Source organism: Pseudomonas chlororaphis subsp. piscium, from assembly GCF_003850345.1.
GTDB lineage: Bacteria > Pseudomonadota > Gammaproteobacteria > Pseudomonadales > Pseudomonadaceae > Aquipseudomonas > Aquipseudomonas piscium.
The window spans coordinates 4461661-4475113 of sequence record NZ_CP027707.1 but is presented as its reverse complement, the minus strand read 5'-3'; the positions used below and the strand labels follow the sequence as shown (position 1 = coordinate 4475113).

General features: G+C 62.4%; 10 protein-coding genes. 4 read left to right on the top strand and 6 right to left on the bottom strand.

Annotated features, from left to right (window positions below; translation table 11 throughout):
• Positions 1–174 precede the first annotated feature (174 nt).
• Genes C4K38_RS20105 through C4K38_RS20085 form a run of 5 tightly spaced genes read right to left on the bottom strand, consistent with a single transcriptional unit; the run spans position 175 to position 8507 of the window.
• On the bottom strand, positions 175–1581 hold the full coding sequence (locus C4K38_RS20105) for an ATP-binding protein (protein ID WP_053279882.1): 1407 nt from the start codon (positions 1579–1581) through the stop codon (positions 175–177).
• Positions 1578–3389 carry a DAHL domain-containing sensor histidine kinase gene (locus C4K38_RS20100; RefSeq protein WP_053279881.1) on the bottom strand — a complete coding sequence of 604 codons (1812 nt, stop codon included), beginning with the start codon at positions 3387–3389 and terminating at the stop codon, positions 1578–1580. Before C4K38_RS20100 ends, C4K38_RS20105 begins: the two co-directional genes overlap by 4 nt.
• On the bottom strand, positions 3386–4339 hold the full coding sequence (locus C4K38_RS20095) for a cytochrome-c peroxidase (protein WP_053279880.1): 954 nt from the start codon (positions 4337–4339) through the stop codon (positions 3386–3388). Before C4K38_RS20095 ends, C4K38_RS20100 begins: the two co-directional genes overlap by 4 nt.
• Positions 4340–4365: 26 nt before the next feature.
• Entirely contained in the window at positions 4366–6234 is a 1869-nt protein-coding gene (locus C4K38_RS20090) for a putative bifunctional diguanylate cyclase/phosphodiesterase (RefSeq protein ID WP_053279879.1), read from the bottom strand.
• Complete coding sequence (locus C4K38_RS20085; protein WP_053279878.1) at positions 6231–8507, bottom strand: GGDEF/EAL domain-containing response regulator; 2277 nt, start codon at positions 8505–8507, stop codon at positions 6231–6233. Before C4K38_RS20085 ends, C4K38_RS20090 begins: the two co-directional genes overlap by 4 nt.
• Before the next feature lie 214 nt (positions 8508–8721).
• Between C4K38_RS20085 and nosR the strand changes: the two genes are divergently transcribed.
• Positions 8722–10080, top strand: coding sequence for a response regulator c-di-GMP phosphodiesterase, NosR family (gene nosR / locus C4K38_RS20080; protein ID WP_053279877.1), 1359 nt, complete (start codon positions 8722–8724; stop codon positions 10078–10080).
• A gap of 12 nt (positions 10081–10092) precedes the next feature.
• On the opposite strand, the gene C4K38_RS20075 is transcribed toward nosR, so the two are convergent.
• Positions 10093–10806 (bottom strand): murein L,D-transpeptidase catalytic domain family protein, encoded by a 714-nt coding sequence (locus C4K38_RS20075; protein ID WP_053279876.1) that lies wholly within the window; start codon positions 10804–10806, stop codon positions 10093–10095.
• A gap of 141 nt (positions 10807–10947) precedes the next feature.
• On the opposite strand from C4K38_RS20075, the gene C4K38_RS20070 reads away from it, so the two are divergent.
• The 3 genes from C4K38_RS20070 to C4K38_RS20060 all read left to right on the top strand — a co-directional run bounded on the left by C4K38_RS20070 (position 10948) and on the right by C4K38_RS20060 (position 13394).
• Positions 10948–12519 carry a L,D-transpeptidase family protein gene (locus C4K38_RS20070; protein WP_053280015.1) on the top strand — a complete coding sequence of 524 codons (1572 nt, stop codon included), beginning with the start codon at positions 10948–10950 and terminating at the stop codon, positions 12517–12519.
• A 107-nt stretch (positions 12520–12626) separates the two neighbouring features.
• The gene (locus tag C4K38_RS20065) at positions 12627–12899 is read left to right on the top strand and encodes a hypothetical protein (RefSeq protein WP_053279875.1); all 273 of its coding nucleotides are present in this window, start codon (positions 12627–12629) and stop codon (positions 12897–12899) included.
• A 171-nt stretch (positions 12900–13070) separates the two neighbouring features.
• Positions 13071–13394 (top strand): hypothetical protein, encoded by a 324-nt coding sequence (locus C4K38_RS20060; RefSeq protein WP_170181106.1) that lies wholly within the window; start codon positions 13071–13073, stop codon positions 13392–13394.
• The last annotated feature ends 59 nt before the right edge of the window (positions 13395–13453 follow it).

Here is a 13453-nt window from a genome sequence, read left to right as displayed (position 1 = left end):
CAGCAAGCTTGGCTCCTACAAAGGCAGTGGCGCCATCGAACATGCGGCATGCCCCGGGAGAGTGATGTAGGAGCGAGGCTTGCCCGCGATGGCGGCCTGCCTGACCCACCGCGTCGCCTGGATCGCCGGCAAGCTTGGCTCCTACAGAGGCGGTGGGGGCATCGAGAACGTCGCTCAGCCGGCCTTTCGGCTCTGGTGCACGGGAAGCTCGACGCGGAAGGTGGTGCCGACACCGACCTCGCTGCGCACCGAGATGTCGCCGCGGTGTTTCTTGACGATGCCGTAGGACAGCGACAGCCCCAGCCCCGTGCCCTGGCCCACGGGTTTGGTGGTGAAAAACGGGTCGAAGATTTTCTGCAGGCTGTCCGGCGGGATGCCCGAGCCGTTGTCGGCCACTTCGATCCACACGTTTTCGCCCTCGACGCCGTTGCGCAGGGTGATGGTGCCCCGTTGGTTACCCATGGCCTGGGCGGCGTTGACGATCAGGTTCATCACCACCTGGTTGATCTGTGAAGGCAGGCACTCGATCTCCGGCAGCTCGGCGTATTCCTTGATCACGTCGGCTTTGTATTTGATCTCGGCGGCGACGATGTTCAGGGTCGAGTCGATGCCCTGTTGCAGGTCCGTCCATTGCCATTCCTGGGTCGAGTCGACCCGGGAAAAGTCCTTGAGGTCCCTGACGATCTGGCTGACCCGGCCGATGCCGTCCTTGGACTCCTTGATCAGCAGCGGAATGTCCTCGAGGAGGAAATCCAGCTCGATGTCCGTGCGCAGTTGTTTCAACTGATCGCGCAGCTCGCTGGCAGCGACCCCGTCTTCGGCGCTGACATAGGCCTGGAGCATCTCCTGCAGGCGCTTGAAGTAGTTGTCCAGGGCGCCGAGGTTGGAGGAAATGAAGCCGATCGGGTTATTGATTTCATGGGCGACCCCGGCGGCCAACTGGCCCAGGGAGGCGAGCTTTTCCGATTGCACCAACTGGCTTTCCAGCAGCTTGCGCTCGTCGATCTCCCGTTGCAGCGCGGCGCTGGCCTGCTTGAACGCCAGGGTGCGTTGCTCCACCCGTTCTTCCAGCTCGCTCATCTGCAACTGCGCCCGCAAGGTCATTTCCCATTTGGTGGTGAGGGTGTTGGCCATTTGCTGGACTTCAATATTGTCGAAGGGCTTTTTCAGGATCAGCAGACGGTCATGACCGTTCAGGCGGTCGAGCAACTCGTCCCAGGAATAGTCGGAGTAGGCGGTGCACACCACCACTTGCAGCAATGGGTCGTGTTTCCACAACTCTTCGATGGTTTGCGCGCCATCCCAGCCATCGGGCATGCGCATGTCGACGAAGGCCAGGGCATAGGGCTGCCCTTTGCTCGCCGCCTCCAGCAGCTTGCCCAGGCCTTCCTGGCCACCGTAGGCCGAGTCCAGCTCGAACACCGTGGCGGTGGTTTTCGGCGCGCTGCCGAACAGCGCGCTTTCCATCGCATCGAGGTCGGCGCTGTCGCCGGTCTTGGGGGTGAGGATCTTGCGGAAGTCGTCGTGGATCGCAGGGGTGTCGTCGATCAGCAGGACGCGCCGGTTTATCGGATTGTTCATGACTCACCTTCGGCGGCTATCAGGGGGATCTGCAGGACGAACAGCGCACCTTTGCCCGGACCGTCGCTGTGGGCGGTCAGGTGGCCATTCATCTCGATGGCCGCCAGCGCGCAACTGTGCAGGCCGAATCCGTGGCCTTCCTTGCGGGTGGTGAAACCGTGGGCAAAGATCCGGGTCATGTTTTCCGGGGCGATGCCTTCGCCTTCGTCGCGCACGCTGATCTGCAGGGTTTCGCCGTCGACCACCGCCGCCGCCAGGGTCATGTTGCGCGCCTGATTGGACAGGTCGGACATGGCGTACTTGGCGTTGCTGATCAGGTTGATCAGGATCAGCAGCAGACGGTGCTTGTCGCCCATGATCCGCGGCACATCGCTGTACTCCTTGAGCACCGTCACATGGTGGCGGGTGAGGGCGCCGGAGTTCATGCGCAATGCGTCTTCGAGCAGTTCGCTGACCGACAGGGGTTCCAGCAGGCTGCTGGCGCCCGCATAGGATTGCTGGGTGGCGACGATGTCCTTGATGTGATCGACGCTTTTGCTCAGTTGGGTCAGCTCCTCGGTCATGCCTTGCTGTTCCAGGTCGATGGCCTCGACCAGCTGGTTCAGGTAGCCGGGCAGCAACTTGCCCTTTTCATCCTCGGTGAGAAAACGGCCCAGGTCCTGCTTGTGCTCGTTGATCAGCTGCATCGCCTTGCCCAGCCCCTGGGCCTTGCTGTTGCGCAGCTTGCGGCTGACCAGCTCGGCGGAGATGTTCACGCTGTTGAGCACGTTGCCGACGTTGTGCAGGACGTTGGTGGCGATTTCCGCCATGCCGGCCTGGCGGGCGGTGTCGAGCAGCTCGCTCTGGGTATCCTTGAGCTGGCGCGTGCGTTCTTCGACCCTTTGTTCGAGTTCGTCGTTGGCGGCCACCAGGGCCCGGTTCATCTGGTTGATCTCGGCAAAGCTACGGATCAGGCGAATGCCCAGCCAGATCAGCAGCAGCACCAGCAGCGCGGAAAACAGCAGCAGGTAGAAATGGTAGCGCCGGTCGACGGCTTCGGCCTGCTGCTGGTCGCGGTTGAGCAGGACGGTGATGTCGTCCAGGCGTTCGTCGACCTGCACCACGTCTATTTCCTCGAGCAGGCGGTTGACCTTGGGTTGCTCGCGCAGGATCAGCTCGACGTGGTTGCTGAGGGTATCGATCAGGCCATGGAACTCCATGGGCAGGCGCTCCTTGTTGACCGCCAGCTTGTTCAGGCCCACCAGGATGTCCGCGGCCCTGTCGTCGGAGGTGACCTGGGCGAACTCCAGGCAGCTGAGCAACAGGTCGTAGGTATCGGTGGCGATGTTCTGCAACTGCAATTTGTCCGCGTCGGGCATTCGGGCCAGCGTCTGCTGGATGTCGTCCTCGGCGGTCGGCAGGAAGGCCAGGGAGTTGCGCAGTACGGAGTTGTGCGACTTGAACTGCTCCACCAGCCGGGTCTTTTCCTTTACCGCGTTCAGGTAGCCGTCGTGGGCGTTGCGCCACAGCAGGGAGTCGTTGCGCTGGTTCTGTGCCTCCATCGAGTCGAATTTCAGCCACAGGCGCGTCATCTCGCCCATCGGTGAAACCAGCGGATCGTAGTTGTGGGAGAGGGCTACCCTGGCCTTGAGTATTTCGTTCTCCAACAGCGAGTCCTGCTGTTTGATCTGGCGGATCAGGTCACGGGATTCGGTGTAGTTCACGGCCTGGTCGGACCTGGACTTGAGGTAGAGGAACAACAGGATCGAAGCCAGCAGGACCGCGAGGGCGGACAGCAACAGGATGCTCACGCGACGGGATACTCTCATAGGGGTTTGCCTTGCCACTCGCCGGTCAGGGTCTTGAGGAATTTGACGATCAGGCGTTTGTCTTCCTCGGACGGCGTACGTCCCAACTGGTACTTGAACATCACCGCCACGGCGCCTTCGAGGGTGGCTTGCGAACCGTCATGGAAGTACGGCGCGGTGACCGCGACGTTACGCAGGCTCGGCACCTTGAACACATAACGGTCTTCTTCTTCGCCCGTGACGTTGAACCGCCCCAGGTCGGCCTCGGTGGGATTGCCCCGGGCCGCGAAATAGTCGCCGAGCACGCCGAACTTCTGGAACATGTTGCCGCCGATATTCACCCCCTGGTGACAGGCGATGCAGCCGTATTCCTGGAAGCGCTGGTAGCCGTACTTTTCCTCGATGTCGAGGATCTCGGTGTTGCCCGCCAGGTATTGGTCGAAGCGTGAGTTGGCGCTGAGCAGGGTGCGTTCGTAATCGGCCAGGGCGTCCTGGATGTTGGCCTGGGTCACGGCGTCGGGGTAGGCATCGGTGAAGGCTTTGCGATAGGTCGGGTCATCGGCGATGCGCTGCAGCACGACCTTCCAGTCGCTGCCCATTTCACTGGGGCTTTGCACCACGGTATGCACCTGGTCTTCCAGGGTTTCGACCCGACCGTCCCAGAACTGGTGGAAGTTCAGGCTGGCGTTGAACACGCTCGGGGTGTTGACCGCCACGGGCTTGCCATCGAAACCCAGGGAGTGCGGGACGGTATCGGCGCCGCCCTGGTCGAGGCGATGGCAACTGGCGCACGACAGGCTGTTATTCACTGACAGGCGCGGGTCGTTGAACATTCGTCGTCCCAGTTCGACCCGCTTGCTGTCCAGCGCCGGTGCTGGGGGTAGGGGTTTGAGCGGTCCTTCCAATGGCGCGGCCCCGGCGCCTGGAGCAAGCAGCAGGCTAGCCGAAAGGAGCAATGCGAGTGACGACATGGTCGGTATCCTTACCAGGCACAGCTTTATGGGTGGGGCAGGTGAGGTCGCTGGGAGTCGGCCAGGAAGCGGGCGAATACCTCGGGTTCCACGGCTTTGCTGAAGTAGAAGCCCTGGCCTTCCTCGCAGTGGTGACGCTTGAGAAAGTCCAGTTGCTCGGCGGTCTCTATACCTTCGGCGATGATGCTCAGGTTCAGGCTTTTGCCCAGGTCGATGATGCTGCTGACCAGTTTTGCGTCGTTGCTGTCGGTACCCAGGTCACGCACGAACGACTGGTCGATCTTCAACACGTCGACCGGGAATTTCTGCAGGTAACTCAAGCTCGAGTAGCCGGTGCCAAAGTCGTCGATGGCCAGGCGTACCCCCAGCCGCTTGATGGCATGGAGCGTGGCGATGGTGGCGTTGACGTTCTGCATCAGCACGCTTTCGGTGATTTCCAGTTCCAGCAAGGTCGGGTCGAGCCCGGTCTCGGCCAGTGTGCGGGTGAGGCGCTCGACGTAGTCGTGCTGGCGGAAGTCGATGGCCGACACATTCACCGACATGCAGATGGGCGGCAGGCCCTGCGCCTGCCAGGCCTGTGATTGCAGGCAGGCACGGCGCAATACCCATTGGCTGAGGGCGACGATCAGCCCGCTGTCTTCGGCCACCGGGATGAAGTCCGAAGGGAACACCCTGCCATGGCCGGGCCGGTTCCAGCGCACCAGCGCCTCGGCACCGACCACCGTGCCCCGGGCCAGGTCCAGCTTGGGCTGGTAGTGCAGGACGAACTCCTCACGCTGCAACGCCAGGCGCAGGCCGGTTTCCAGGGTCTGTTGCTGGCGCGCGCGCAGGTTCATGTCTTCGATGAAAAAGCTGAAGTTGTTGGGGCCGCAGTCCTTGACGTTGCGCATGGCGGTCTCGGCGTTCTTGATCAGCGTGACGGCATCGGCGCCGTCGTAGGGGTAGATGCTGATGCCCAGGCTGGCGGTGACCGTCAGGTCGTGGCCCGCCACGGAATGAGGGGTGTTGATGGCAGCCAGGAGTTTTTCGGCCACCCCTCGGGTCTGCTGCGGGTGCAGGATGTCGCCGATAATCACCACGAACTCGTCCGAACCGTAGCGAAATACCGAGTCGGTTTCGCGCACCGTGGCCGCCAGGCTGCGGGCAACGAGCTTGAGCATCTCGTCTCCCGCCGGGTGTCCGAGTGCGTTATTGATGCGTTTGAATCGGTCCAGGCCGATGAACATCACCGCCAACTGGCGGTCATGGCGGCGAGACTGGGACAGATGCTGGGTCAGGCGATCACCCAGCAAGGTACTGTTGGGCAGCCCCGTGAGCACATCGTAATGCAGCAGGTGCGACACGCTCAGCAGTTCCTGAACCCGTTCCTCGATGGTCTGTTCCAGGTTGCGCATCTTGCTCGCGGCGTCCTGCGCCAGTTGCCATTTCCAGGTCAGGGCACTGGCCATCTGGCGGATCTCGAGGCTGTCGAACGGCTTTTTCAGGATCAGCAGCTGGTCGCCGAATTCGATGCGTTCGGCCATGGCTTCCCATGAGTAGTCGGAGAACGCGGTGCATAAGGCGATCTGCAACTGCGGATCGGTTTTCCACAGATGCTCGATGGTCTGCAGGCCATCCCAGCCCGGTGGCATGCGCATGTCGATAAAGGCCAGGGCATACGGCCGGCCTTCGGCCTGGGCGCGCTTGACCAGTTCCACGGCTTCCTCGCCCTGATAGGCCGAGTCCAGCTCGAAGTGCTGATGGGGTTTGCGGCTGGCGCCGAGCAGCAAGGCTTCGGTGTTGCCCAGAAGCCCTTCGTCTTCGGGGCTGAGAATCTTGCGAAAGTCCTGATGGATCGCCGGTGTGTCGTCGATGATCAGGATCCGCCGATTGGGCACCACGGATAAAGGGCTCACCTGAAGTCCTCCGACGTCGGATCCGCCGACCAGGCGCTGCCATCCACCGCGGCAGACCTGGCCTTGAGCAGTTCGCCAGCCTGGTCGCTGTCGACTGCCGTACCGAGCGAATGCCCCAGAGGCGTGCCGTTGGATATCAGGGTGGTGCGCTGCTCCTGGGTTTCCACCCCTTCAGCGGTGACCCCGATGCCCACCTCGCGGGCGAAGTTGAGGATGGCCCGCAGCGTCATGGCGTTGTCCGGGTCGCTGCTGGCGCTGTCGAGAAAGCGCTGGGCCAGCTTGAGGTGGTTGACCCTGTAGGTCTTGAGGTAGTCGAACGAGGAATACTCGGTGCCGAAATCGTCGATGGCGATCTTCACGCCCAGCTCGCATAGCCTGGGCAGGATGTCGTTGTGGGTCCATTTGGTCTGGGCCAGGGTGCCCTCGGTCACGTCGAATCTCAGGTCCCACGGGCACAGGTCCCAGCGCGCGGTGGTGCGCAACACGTCGTAGATCAGTTCCGGGCCGGTCTTGAGCTGGACCAGGGATAAGTGGATCGCGATCAACGGTGGCGCCACGTTCTGGTCGCGCCATGCGCGCATCTGCCGGCAGGCCTGGTCCAGCAACCAATGGCCAAGGGCGATGACGATGCCGGTCTTCTCGGCCGCGGGCATGAAATCCTCCGCCTCGAGCCAGCCGCGTTGAGGGTGGAGCCAACGGACCTGGGCCGCCATGCCGAGGATCTTGCCGGTACCGAGATCGACCTCCGGCAGGTAATGCAGGTGCAGTTCGTCGCGCTCCAGGGCCAGTTTCAGGTCGTTGGCCAGGGTCACCCGCTCCGTGACCTCCTGGTTGATTTCCTCGCTGTGGAAATGGAACTGGTTGCGGCCCTTGTCCTTTGAGCGATACAGCGCCATGTCCGACTGCGCCATCAGGCTGTCGGCGCTCAGGGTCTGCGGGCTGTAGAGGCTGATGCCGATGCTCACCGAGATGCGCACCTCGTTGCCTTCCAGGGAGTAGGGGAGTACCAGGGTGTCGCGGATTTTCGTCGCCAGCGCGGCGCAGTGCGTGGCCTCGTCGACGTCCAGTTGCAGGATCGCGAACTCGTCGCCGCCCAGGCGCGCCACCACGTCGTTTTCCCGGGTGCAGGCTTTGATGCGCCGGGACACTTCCTGCAACAGCAGGTCGCCGATGGGGTGGCCGAGGGTGTCGTTGATGCGCTTGAAGTGGTCCAGGTCCAGGTAGAACATCGCGAAGGGCGCGGCTCCCCGTCGAGCCGAGGCGAATGCCTGGTGCAGGCGCTCGATCAGGGTGGCGCGGTTGGCCAGCCCGGTCAGGCTGTCGGTGCGGGCCATCAGGGCCATTTTTTCTTCGGCCAGCTTGCGTTCGGTGATGTCGAGGATGATGCCTTCCACTTCGACCAATTGGCCCTGGTCGTTGCGCACCGGGATATAGCGGTTTTCCACCCAGCGAAAGGCGCCGTCGCCGGTGCGCATGCGGAACTCGATGGACGCCCCCGCCACATCCCGGTCGAGGATCCGCAGCATGGCGCTCCTGACCTTGGCCTGGTCCCCGGGGTGGATCAGGGTCTGCGCCCAGTCGGCCGAAGCCACCAGTCGCGCCGCCACATGGCCGAACTTGGTGATGTTGTGGGAAATGTACATCAGCGTGAACGAAGGCTCGCCTCGCAGGCGATAGAGGATGGTGGGGCTGTTCTGCACGATGATGTTGGCGTCGGCCAGCTCACGGGTGCGTTCCTCGACCGCCTGTTCCAGCTGATCCATTTTCAGCGCGGCGTCTTCGGTCATCTGCCACTTGACGGTCAGGGCACTGGCCATCTGGCGGATCTCGATGGCGTCGAAGGGCTTTTTCAGGATCAGCAGGCGATCGCCCAGTTGCAGGCGTTCGGAGATGTCTTCCCAAGAGTAGTCGGAGTAGGCGGTGCACAGGGCGATTTGCAGCTTGGGGTCGACCTGCCACAGCCGCTCGATGGTTTCCAGGCCGTCCCAGCCGGGTGGCATGCGCATGTCGATGAACGCCATGGCATAAGGCGCATCGTGGTCCAGCGCCGCTTGCACCTTGTCCAGCGCTTCGCGGCCCTGGAACGCCGAGTCGAGGAAAAAATGCTCCAGGGAGGTACTGACGGGCGTGCCGAACAGGGCGGCCTCGGCGTCGCTGAGGCTGTCCCCGGGGGCATCCGTGTAGGCGAGGATCTTGCGAAAATCCTCGTGGATCGACGCCGTGTCGTCGACGATCAGAATTCGCCGGTTGGTCCGGTCTGCCGACGCCATCATCGCCGTGCTCCAGCCCGGCGCGGGCACCTTGTATATAAGCTCATCGGGCTTCCCTTCCTGCTTCCTGAGCATGCAATCCATTTTCGCCTTGAGCATAGTCAGGCTCCCCCGTATGCGCTAATCGGCCGGCGTCAAATTCATAGCGAAAGGCTACAAGTCATCTAGCCTGTCCCAGAAGGAAGGTCTGATCGATGTCAAAAGGGAGCGGGGAGACATGGAAGAAGCTACAGCGGGCGGAGCCCAGAGCAGACCGACGGTATTGCTGGTGGACGATGAGGAATCGATTCTCAATAGCCTTCGCCGGCTGTTGCGCAGCCAGCCTTATGACATCCTGCTGGCCGACAGCGGCGCCAAGGCCCTGGAAATCCTCGAACAGCGGCCGGTCGACGTGATCATGAGCGACGCCCGCATGCCGAACATGGACGGCGCCACCTTACTGGCCCATATCCATCAGCGTTATCCATCGACGCTACGTATTCTGCTCACCGGTTATGCCGATATGACCTTGATTGCCAAGGCCATCAACGAAGGGCAGATCCATCGTTACATCAGCAAGCCCTGGAACGACGAGGACATGCTGGTGACCCTGCGCCAAGCCCTGGCCTATCGTCATTCGGAGAGCGAGCGCAAGCGCCTGGAAAAGCTCACCCGGCGGCAGAACGAACAGTTGAAGACGCTCAACGCGACCCTGGAAAAACATGTGGCGGCGCGCACCGCCGAGCTGCAACAGACTGCCGACATGCTCGATCTGGCGTATGAAGAGCTCAAGCGCAGCTACGTGACCGGCACCGAGGTGTTTTCACTGCTGGCGAACCTGCGCTTGCCCAAGTCCAAGCAGACCAACCGGCAGATCATCGAGCTGATTCGTGTCTACTGCACCACCCATGGCCTGGGGGAAGCTGATAGCCGCGACATGACCATGGCCGCCGCGCTGTACAACATCGGCAAGCTGGGCTGGACCGACAGCATGATGATCGCGCCTTCGGACCTGCTGCCCTACACCGAGCTCGATCTGTACCAGGCCTACCCGAAACAGAGCGAGTCGCTGCTGATGACCCTGGAGCCGATGAAGGACGCGGCGCGCATCATCCTGCATCACCAGGAGCGCTGGGACGGTAGCGGTTTTCCCGATCACCTCAAGGGCGAGGCCATTCCGCTGGGTTCGCGCTGGCTCAAGCTGGCGGTGGATTTCATCGAGCTGCAGCGCGGGCTGATACTCGAACGGCAGATGAACAGCGCTGAAGCGCTACTGTTCATTCGCAAGTACGCCGGCAAACTCTACGACCCCGGGCTGGTGGAGGACTTCGTCGGGGTCTGCGCAATCTTCCTCAGCGATGACACCCTGAGCGATCCGACGGTCAAGGTCCTGACCACTCGAGACCTGGCTGCCGGCATGACCCTGGCGCGCAACCTGAATGCCGACAATGGCATGCTGCTGCTCAATGCCGGCAAGGTGCTGAGCGGTCCGTTGGTGGAAAAGCTCATCGCCTTCGAAGCGATGGAAGGGGCGAATTACAGCATCTTCGTCAAAGTACCCGAAGAGGCGAAAGCGGCGGCCTCGGCCGCCGGTTGAGGGGCGCGCGGGCTAACCGCCGCTGGCGGTGACAATGCTGGCCACCTGGCGTGGCTGGCAGTTGAGGTAGGGCGAGGATTTCAGCCATCGCTGGTCGGGGTACCAGGAAAACATGAACTGGCCGTCCTTGAGACGGTCGATCACCTGACGCGCCACCTGTGGACGCACGGCCGGGCAACCCAGGCTGCGGCCGATGCGCCCTTGGCGTTGGCTCCACAGAGGGCTCACATAGTCGGCCGCGTGAATCACGATGTCCCGATCGCGGGCGAGGTCGTTGAAGCCTGGCTCCAGGCCGTCCATGCGCAGCGAATAACCGTGGCTGCCTTCATAACTTTCCTGGGTGCGGAACAGGCCGAGGCTGGACTGGAAACTGCCCATGCGATTGGAAAACTGGGTGGCGAAGTTCTCCCCGGATTTCTGTCCATGGGCGACCAGGTCGCGCAGCACCAGGGTTCTTTTATTCAGGTCGAAGATCCACAGGCGGCGAGCGGTGGAAGGCTGTGAATAGTCGATGACCGCCAGGTGCCGGGCCTTTCTGGCGCCACTGTTGACTGCGCATTGCATGGCGCTCAGGGCACTTTTCAGCACTTGGGGATTGAGTTCTGGAGCGGCGTGGGCGAGGCTGTTGTAAAGCAGCGGGGTCGGGTTGTTGGCGGCGAGCGCGGGGCTGCAGATCGCGCCTAGGGTGGTTATTGCCAGACAGAGTCGGCGCAAGAAGGTCGGCATTCTAGAGTGTCCCCACAGTCACTTTGGCTCCTGACGTCCTGTCGCTCTCCTGGCAGTTCTGGTTACCGGTGGTTGGACGATTTTTCGCAGCCACTGCCGAGGTTGACCATCACAATGATGGCCATGATTGGAGTAAAGCAGTTGTTCAAAAAACACGCATGTTACTTGAGCCTTTTCCTGCTCGCTGCGCCGTTGGTCGCGACTGCTCAGGATGTACCGGTCGATCATGAAAACCCTGTGCAACTGGTATTCACTCGATTGTCCGCTGCCTGTCCGGGGTTGGCGGCGCATCTGGATACGCCCACCCAGAACCTGTTACAGGCCTTTTACCAACAGCAGGGTGACCAGCCGCTCTGGTCATCCAGCGCGCGTTTGGAGGCGTTGCAGGCACAGTTGCAGCAACTGGCCGACGATGGCCTGGACCCGACCGACTACCGTTCACCGGCCAGTACGCTCGCGGGCGACGTGCTGTGCGCCGATCTGAGCCTCAGCCAGCATTACTTGCAGGCCCTGCATGACCTGCATTACGGCCGTCTGTCGCAGGCCCGTTTCGAGCCGATGTGGCATGCCCATCCCCTGCAGCTGGATCGCCAGGCGCAGGTGCTCGCCATCGCCGGGCCCGGCCTGCAGGACATCCCGGCGGCCTTTGCGCTGGCGCGGCCGAGCCTCGAGCAATATCAGAACCTGCGCCTGCTGTATGCCCAGCAGCGCCAGCTGGCGTTGCCCCATTGGCAGCCCCTTCCCAGCGGGCCGCTGCTGCGCCCGCAGATGCAGGACGCGCGGGTGCCGGAGTTGGCGCAACGGCTGTTCAAGGAGGGGTACCTGGGCACCCTCGCCAACGAGGGCGACACCCTTTACAGCAGCGATCTGGTGAGTGCGGTGAAAAGCTTCCAGCTCAGCCATTCGCTGCAAGCCGACGGGGTGATCGGCGCGGGGACCTTGAATGAACTGAACATCAGCCCGCAGATGCGCCGCGAACAGCTGCGCATCAACCTCGAACGCTTTCGCTGGCTGGCGCAGGACCTGGAGCCCGACAGTCTGCTGGTCAACCTGGCCGCGGCGCAGTTGACCGTCTATCAGGGCGGGGTGCCGGTCTGGCAGACCCGAACCCAAGTGGGGCGTGCCGAGCGCCAGACGCCCTTGCTGAAATCCCAGGTCACGCGCCTGACCCTGAACCCGACCTGGACGGTGCCGCCGACCATTTTTCGCGAAGACAAATTGCCGGAAATTCGCCGTGACCAGTCCTTCCTCAATCGGCAGAACCTGCAGGTGCTCGATAGCGAGGGACATCCCCTGGCGGTGGAAGATATCGACTGGGACAACCCCGGCAATATCCTCCTGCGTCAGGACGCCGGGCCGAGAAACCCCCTGGGGCAGATGGCGATCCGGTTCCCCAACCCGTTCTCGGTGTACTTGCACGACACGCCCAGCCAGGCGCTGTTCAACAAGGGGCCAAGGGCTTTCAGTTCGGGCTGCGTGCGGGTCGAGCATGCGTTGCAGCTGCGCGATCTGCTGGTGAGCCCGGCGGAACGGGTGCGCACCGATGAGCTGCTGAGTACCGGGCTCACCCATGAGTTCAGGCTGTCGACGCCGGTACCTATCCTGCTCACGTACTGGACGGCGCAAGCCGACAGCCATGGCCAGTTGTCCTATGCCCCGGATATCTACGGACGGGACGCGGCCTTGCTGGTGGCGCTGGACAGCAAGCTTTGAGGGCCTGGTCATTGGCATGGGGCGCCGTGCCTTTGGTCAGGAATTGCTGAACATCTGTCGGCGCGCGCCGATCTGAATAAGTAAGAGGGCCATAAAGGAGAACCGAAATGGTTCAGCGTCGTCGCCACCACATCTCGCAGCTGTCCCTTCGTATCGAAGGCCTGCGGGCCAATGTCCTGCAATTCAAGCAGGATGAGTTCCAGATCCAGGAAGCCCTGTGCGGCGCTTCGGCGACAGCGAAGGTGCGCGATCTGGAGGATGCCTTCGATGAGATCCGGGAATCGATCAATCACACCGAAGCCTTGCTGGAAGCCCTGGTCCAGGTTGCAGGTGGAGCGGGGGAAGAGGGCGCAGGAGCCTGCCAGGCCGCGGCCCGATAAAGGGGCCCGGCGCAGGATCGGACTCGCGGGTCCACCCGCAGGCACCGCTACGCGATTGATGAAAACCCGGCCACTGCGCCGGGTTTTTTATGGCGATACGAATGGCTATCATCGCTCAGTGATTTTTCAGCGTAGGTTGCCATGGCCTTTTTCGAGTTATTCGATCAATTCATGAGAAGCATGCTGGCGGCCTGGCTCTTTGTCGGTATCTGCCAGCTGGCCCGGTTCGTCCTCTCGCAGTCCCCGTCCAGGTTGTCGGGATGGATAACCCTCGCCGGGCTGGCCTTTCTGATGGTCTACCCCTGCGGTTGGGACTGGGCTTCCGGCTTCATGGAAAACGCCTGGGTGGCGATGTGCAGGGTCTACCAGCATTCGGCTTCGCAACTGGCGCTGTTTCTGGCGGATGCGACGGGCGCGGCGCTGGGCGGGCTGGTGGCCTACCTGATGTCCCGTTATGTCATGGCGGCCCCGGCGCCACTGAAGCCTGCCGGTTGAAGCGCTGACCGAGACGGAGAACGGCCTCGCCACTGTGCGGGGCTTTTTATTGCCTGCGG

Coding starts and splice junctions, on each gene's coding strand:
- C4K38_RS20105 (WP_053279882.1), bottom strand. CDS start 1,581: ATGAACAATCCGATAAACCGGCGCGTCCTGCTGATCGACGACACCCCT.
- C4K38_RS20100 (WP_053279881.1), bottom strand. CDS start 3,389: ATGAGAGTATCCCGTCGCGTGAGCATCCTGTTGCTGTCCGCCCTCGCG.
- C4K38_RS20095 (WP_053279880.1), bottom strand. CDS start 4,339: ATGTCGTCACTCGCATTGCTCCTTTCGGCTAGCCTGCTGCTTGCTCCA.
- C4K38_RS20085 (WP_053279878.1), bottom strand. CDS start 8,507: ATGATGGCGTCGGCAGACCGGACCAACCGGCGAATTCTGATCGTCGAC.
- nosR (WP_053279877.1), top strand. CDS start 8,722: ATGGAAGAAGCTACAGCGGGCGGAGCCCAGAGCAGACCGACGGTATTG.
- C4K38_RS20075 (WP_053279876.1), bottom strand. CDS start 10,806: ATGCCGACCTTCTTGCGCCGACTCTGTCTGGCAATAACCACCCTAGGC.
- C4K38_RS20065 (WP_053279875.1), top strand. CDS start 12,627: ATGGTTCAGCGTCGTCGCCACCACATCTCGCAGCTGTCCCTTCGTATC.
- C4K38_RS20060 (WP_170181106.1), top strand. CDS start 13,071: ATGAGAAGCATGCTGGCGGCCTGGCTCTTTGTCGGTATCTGCCAGCTG.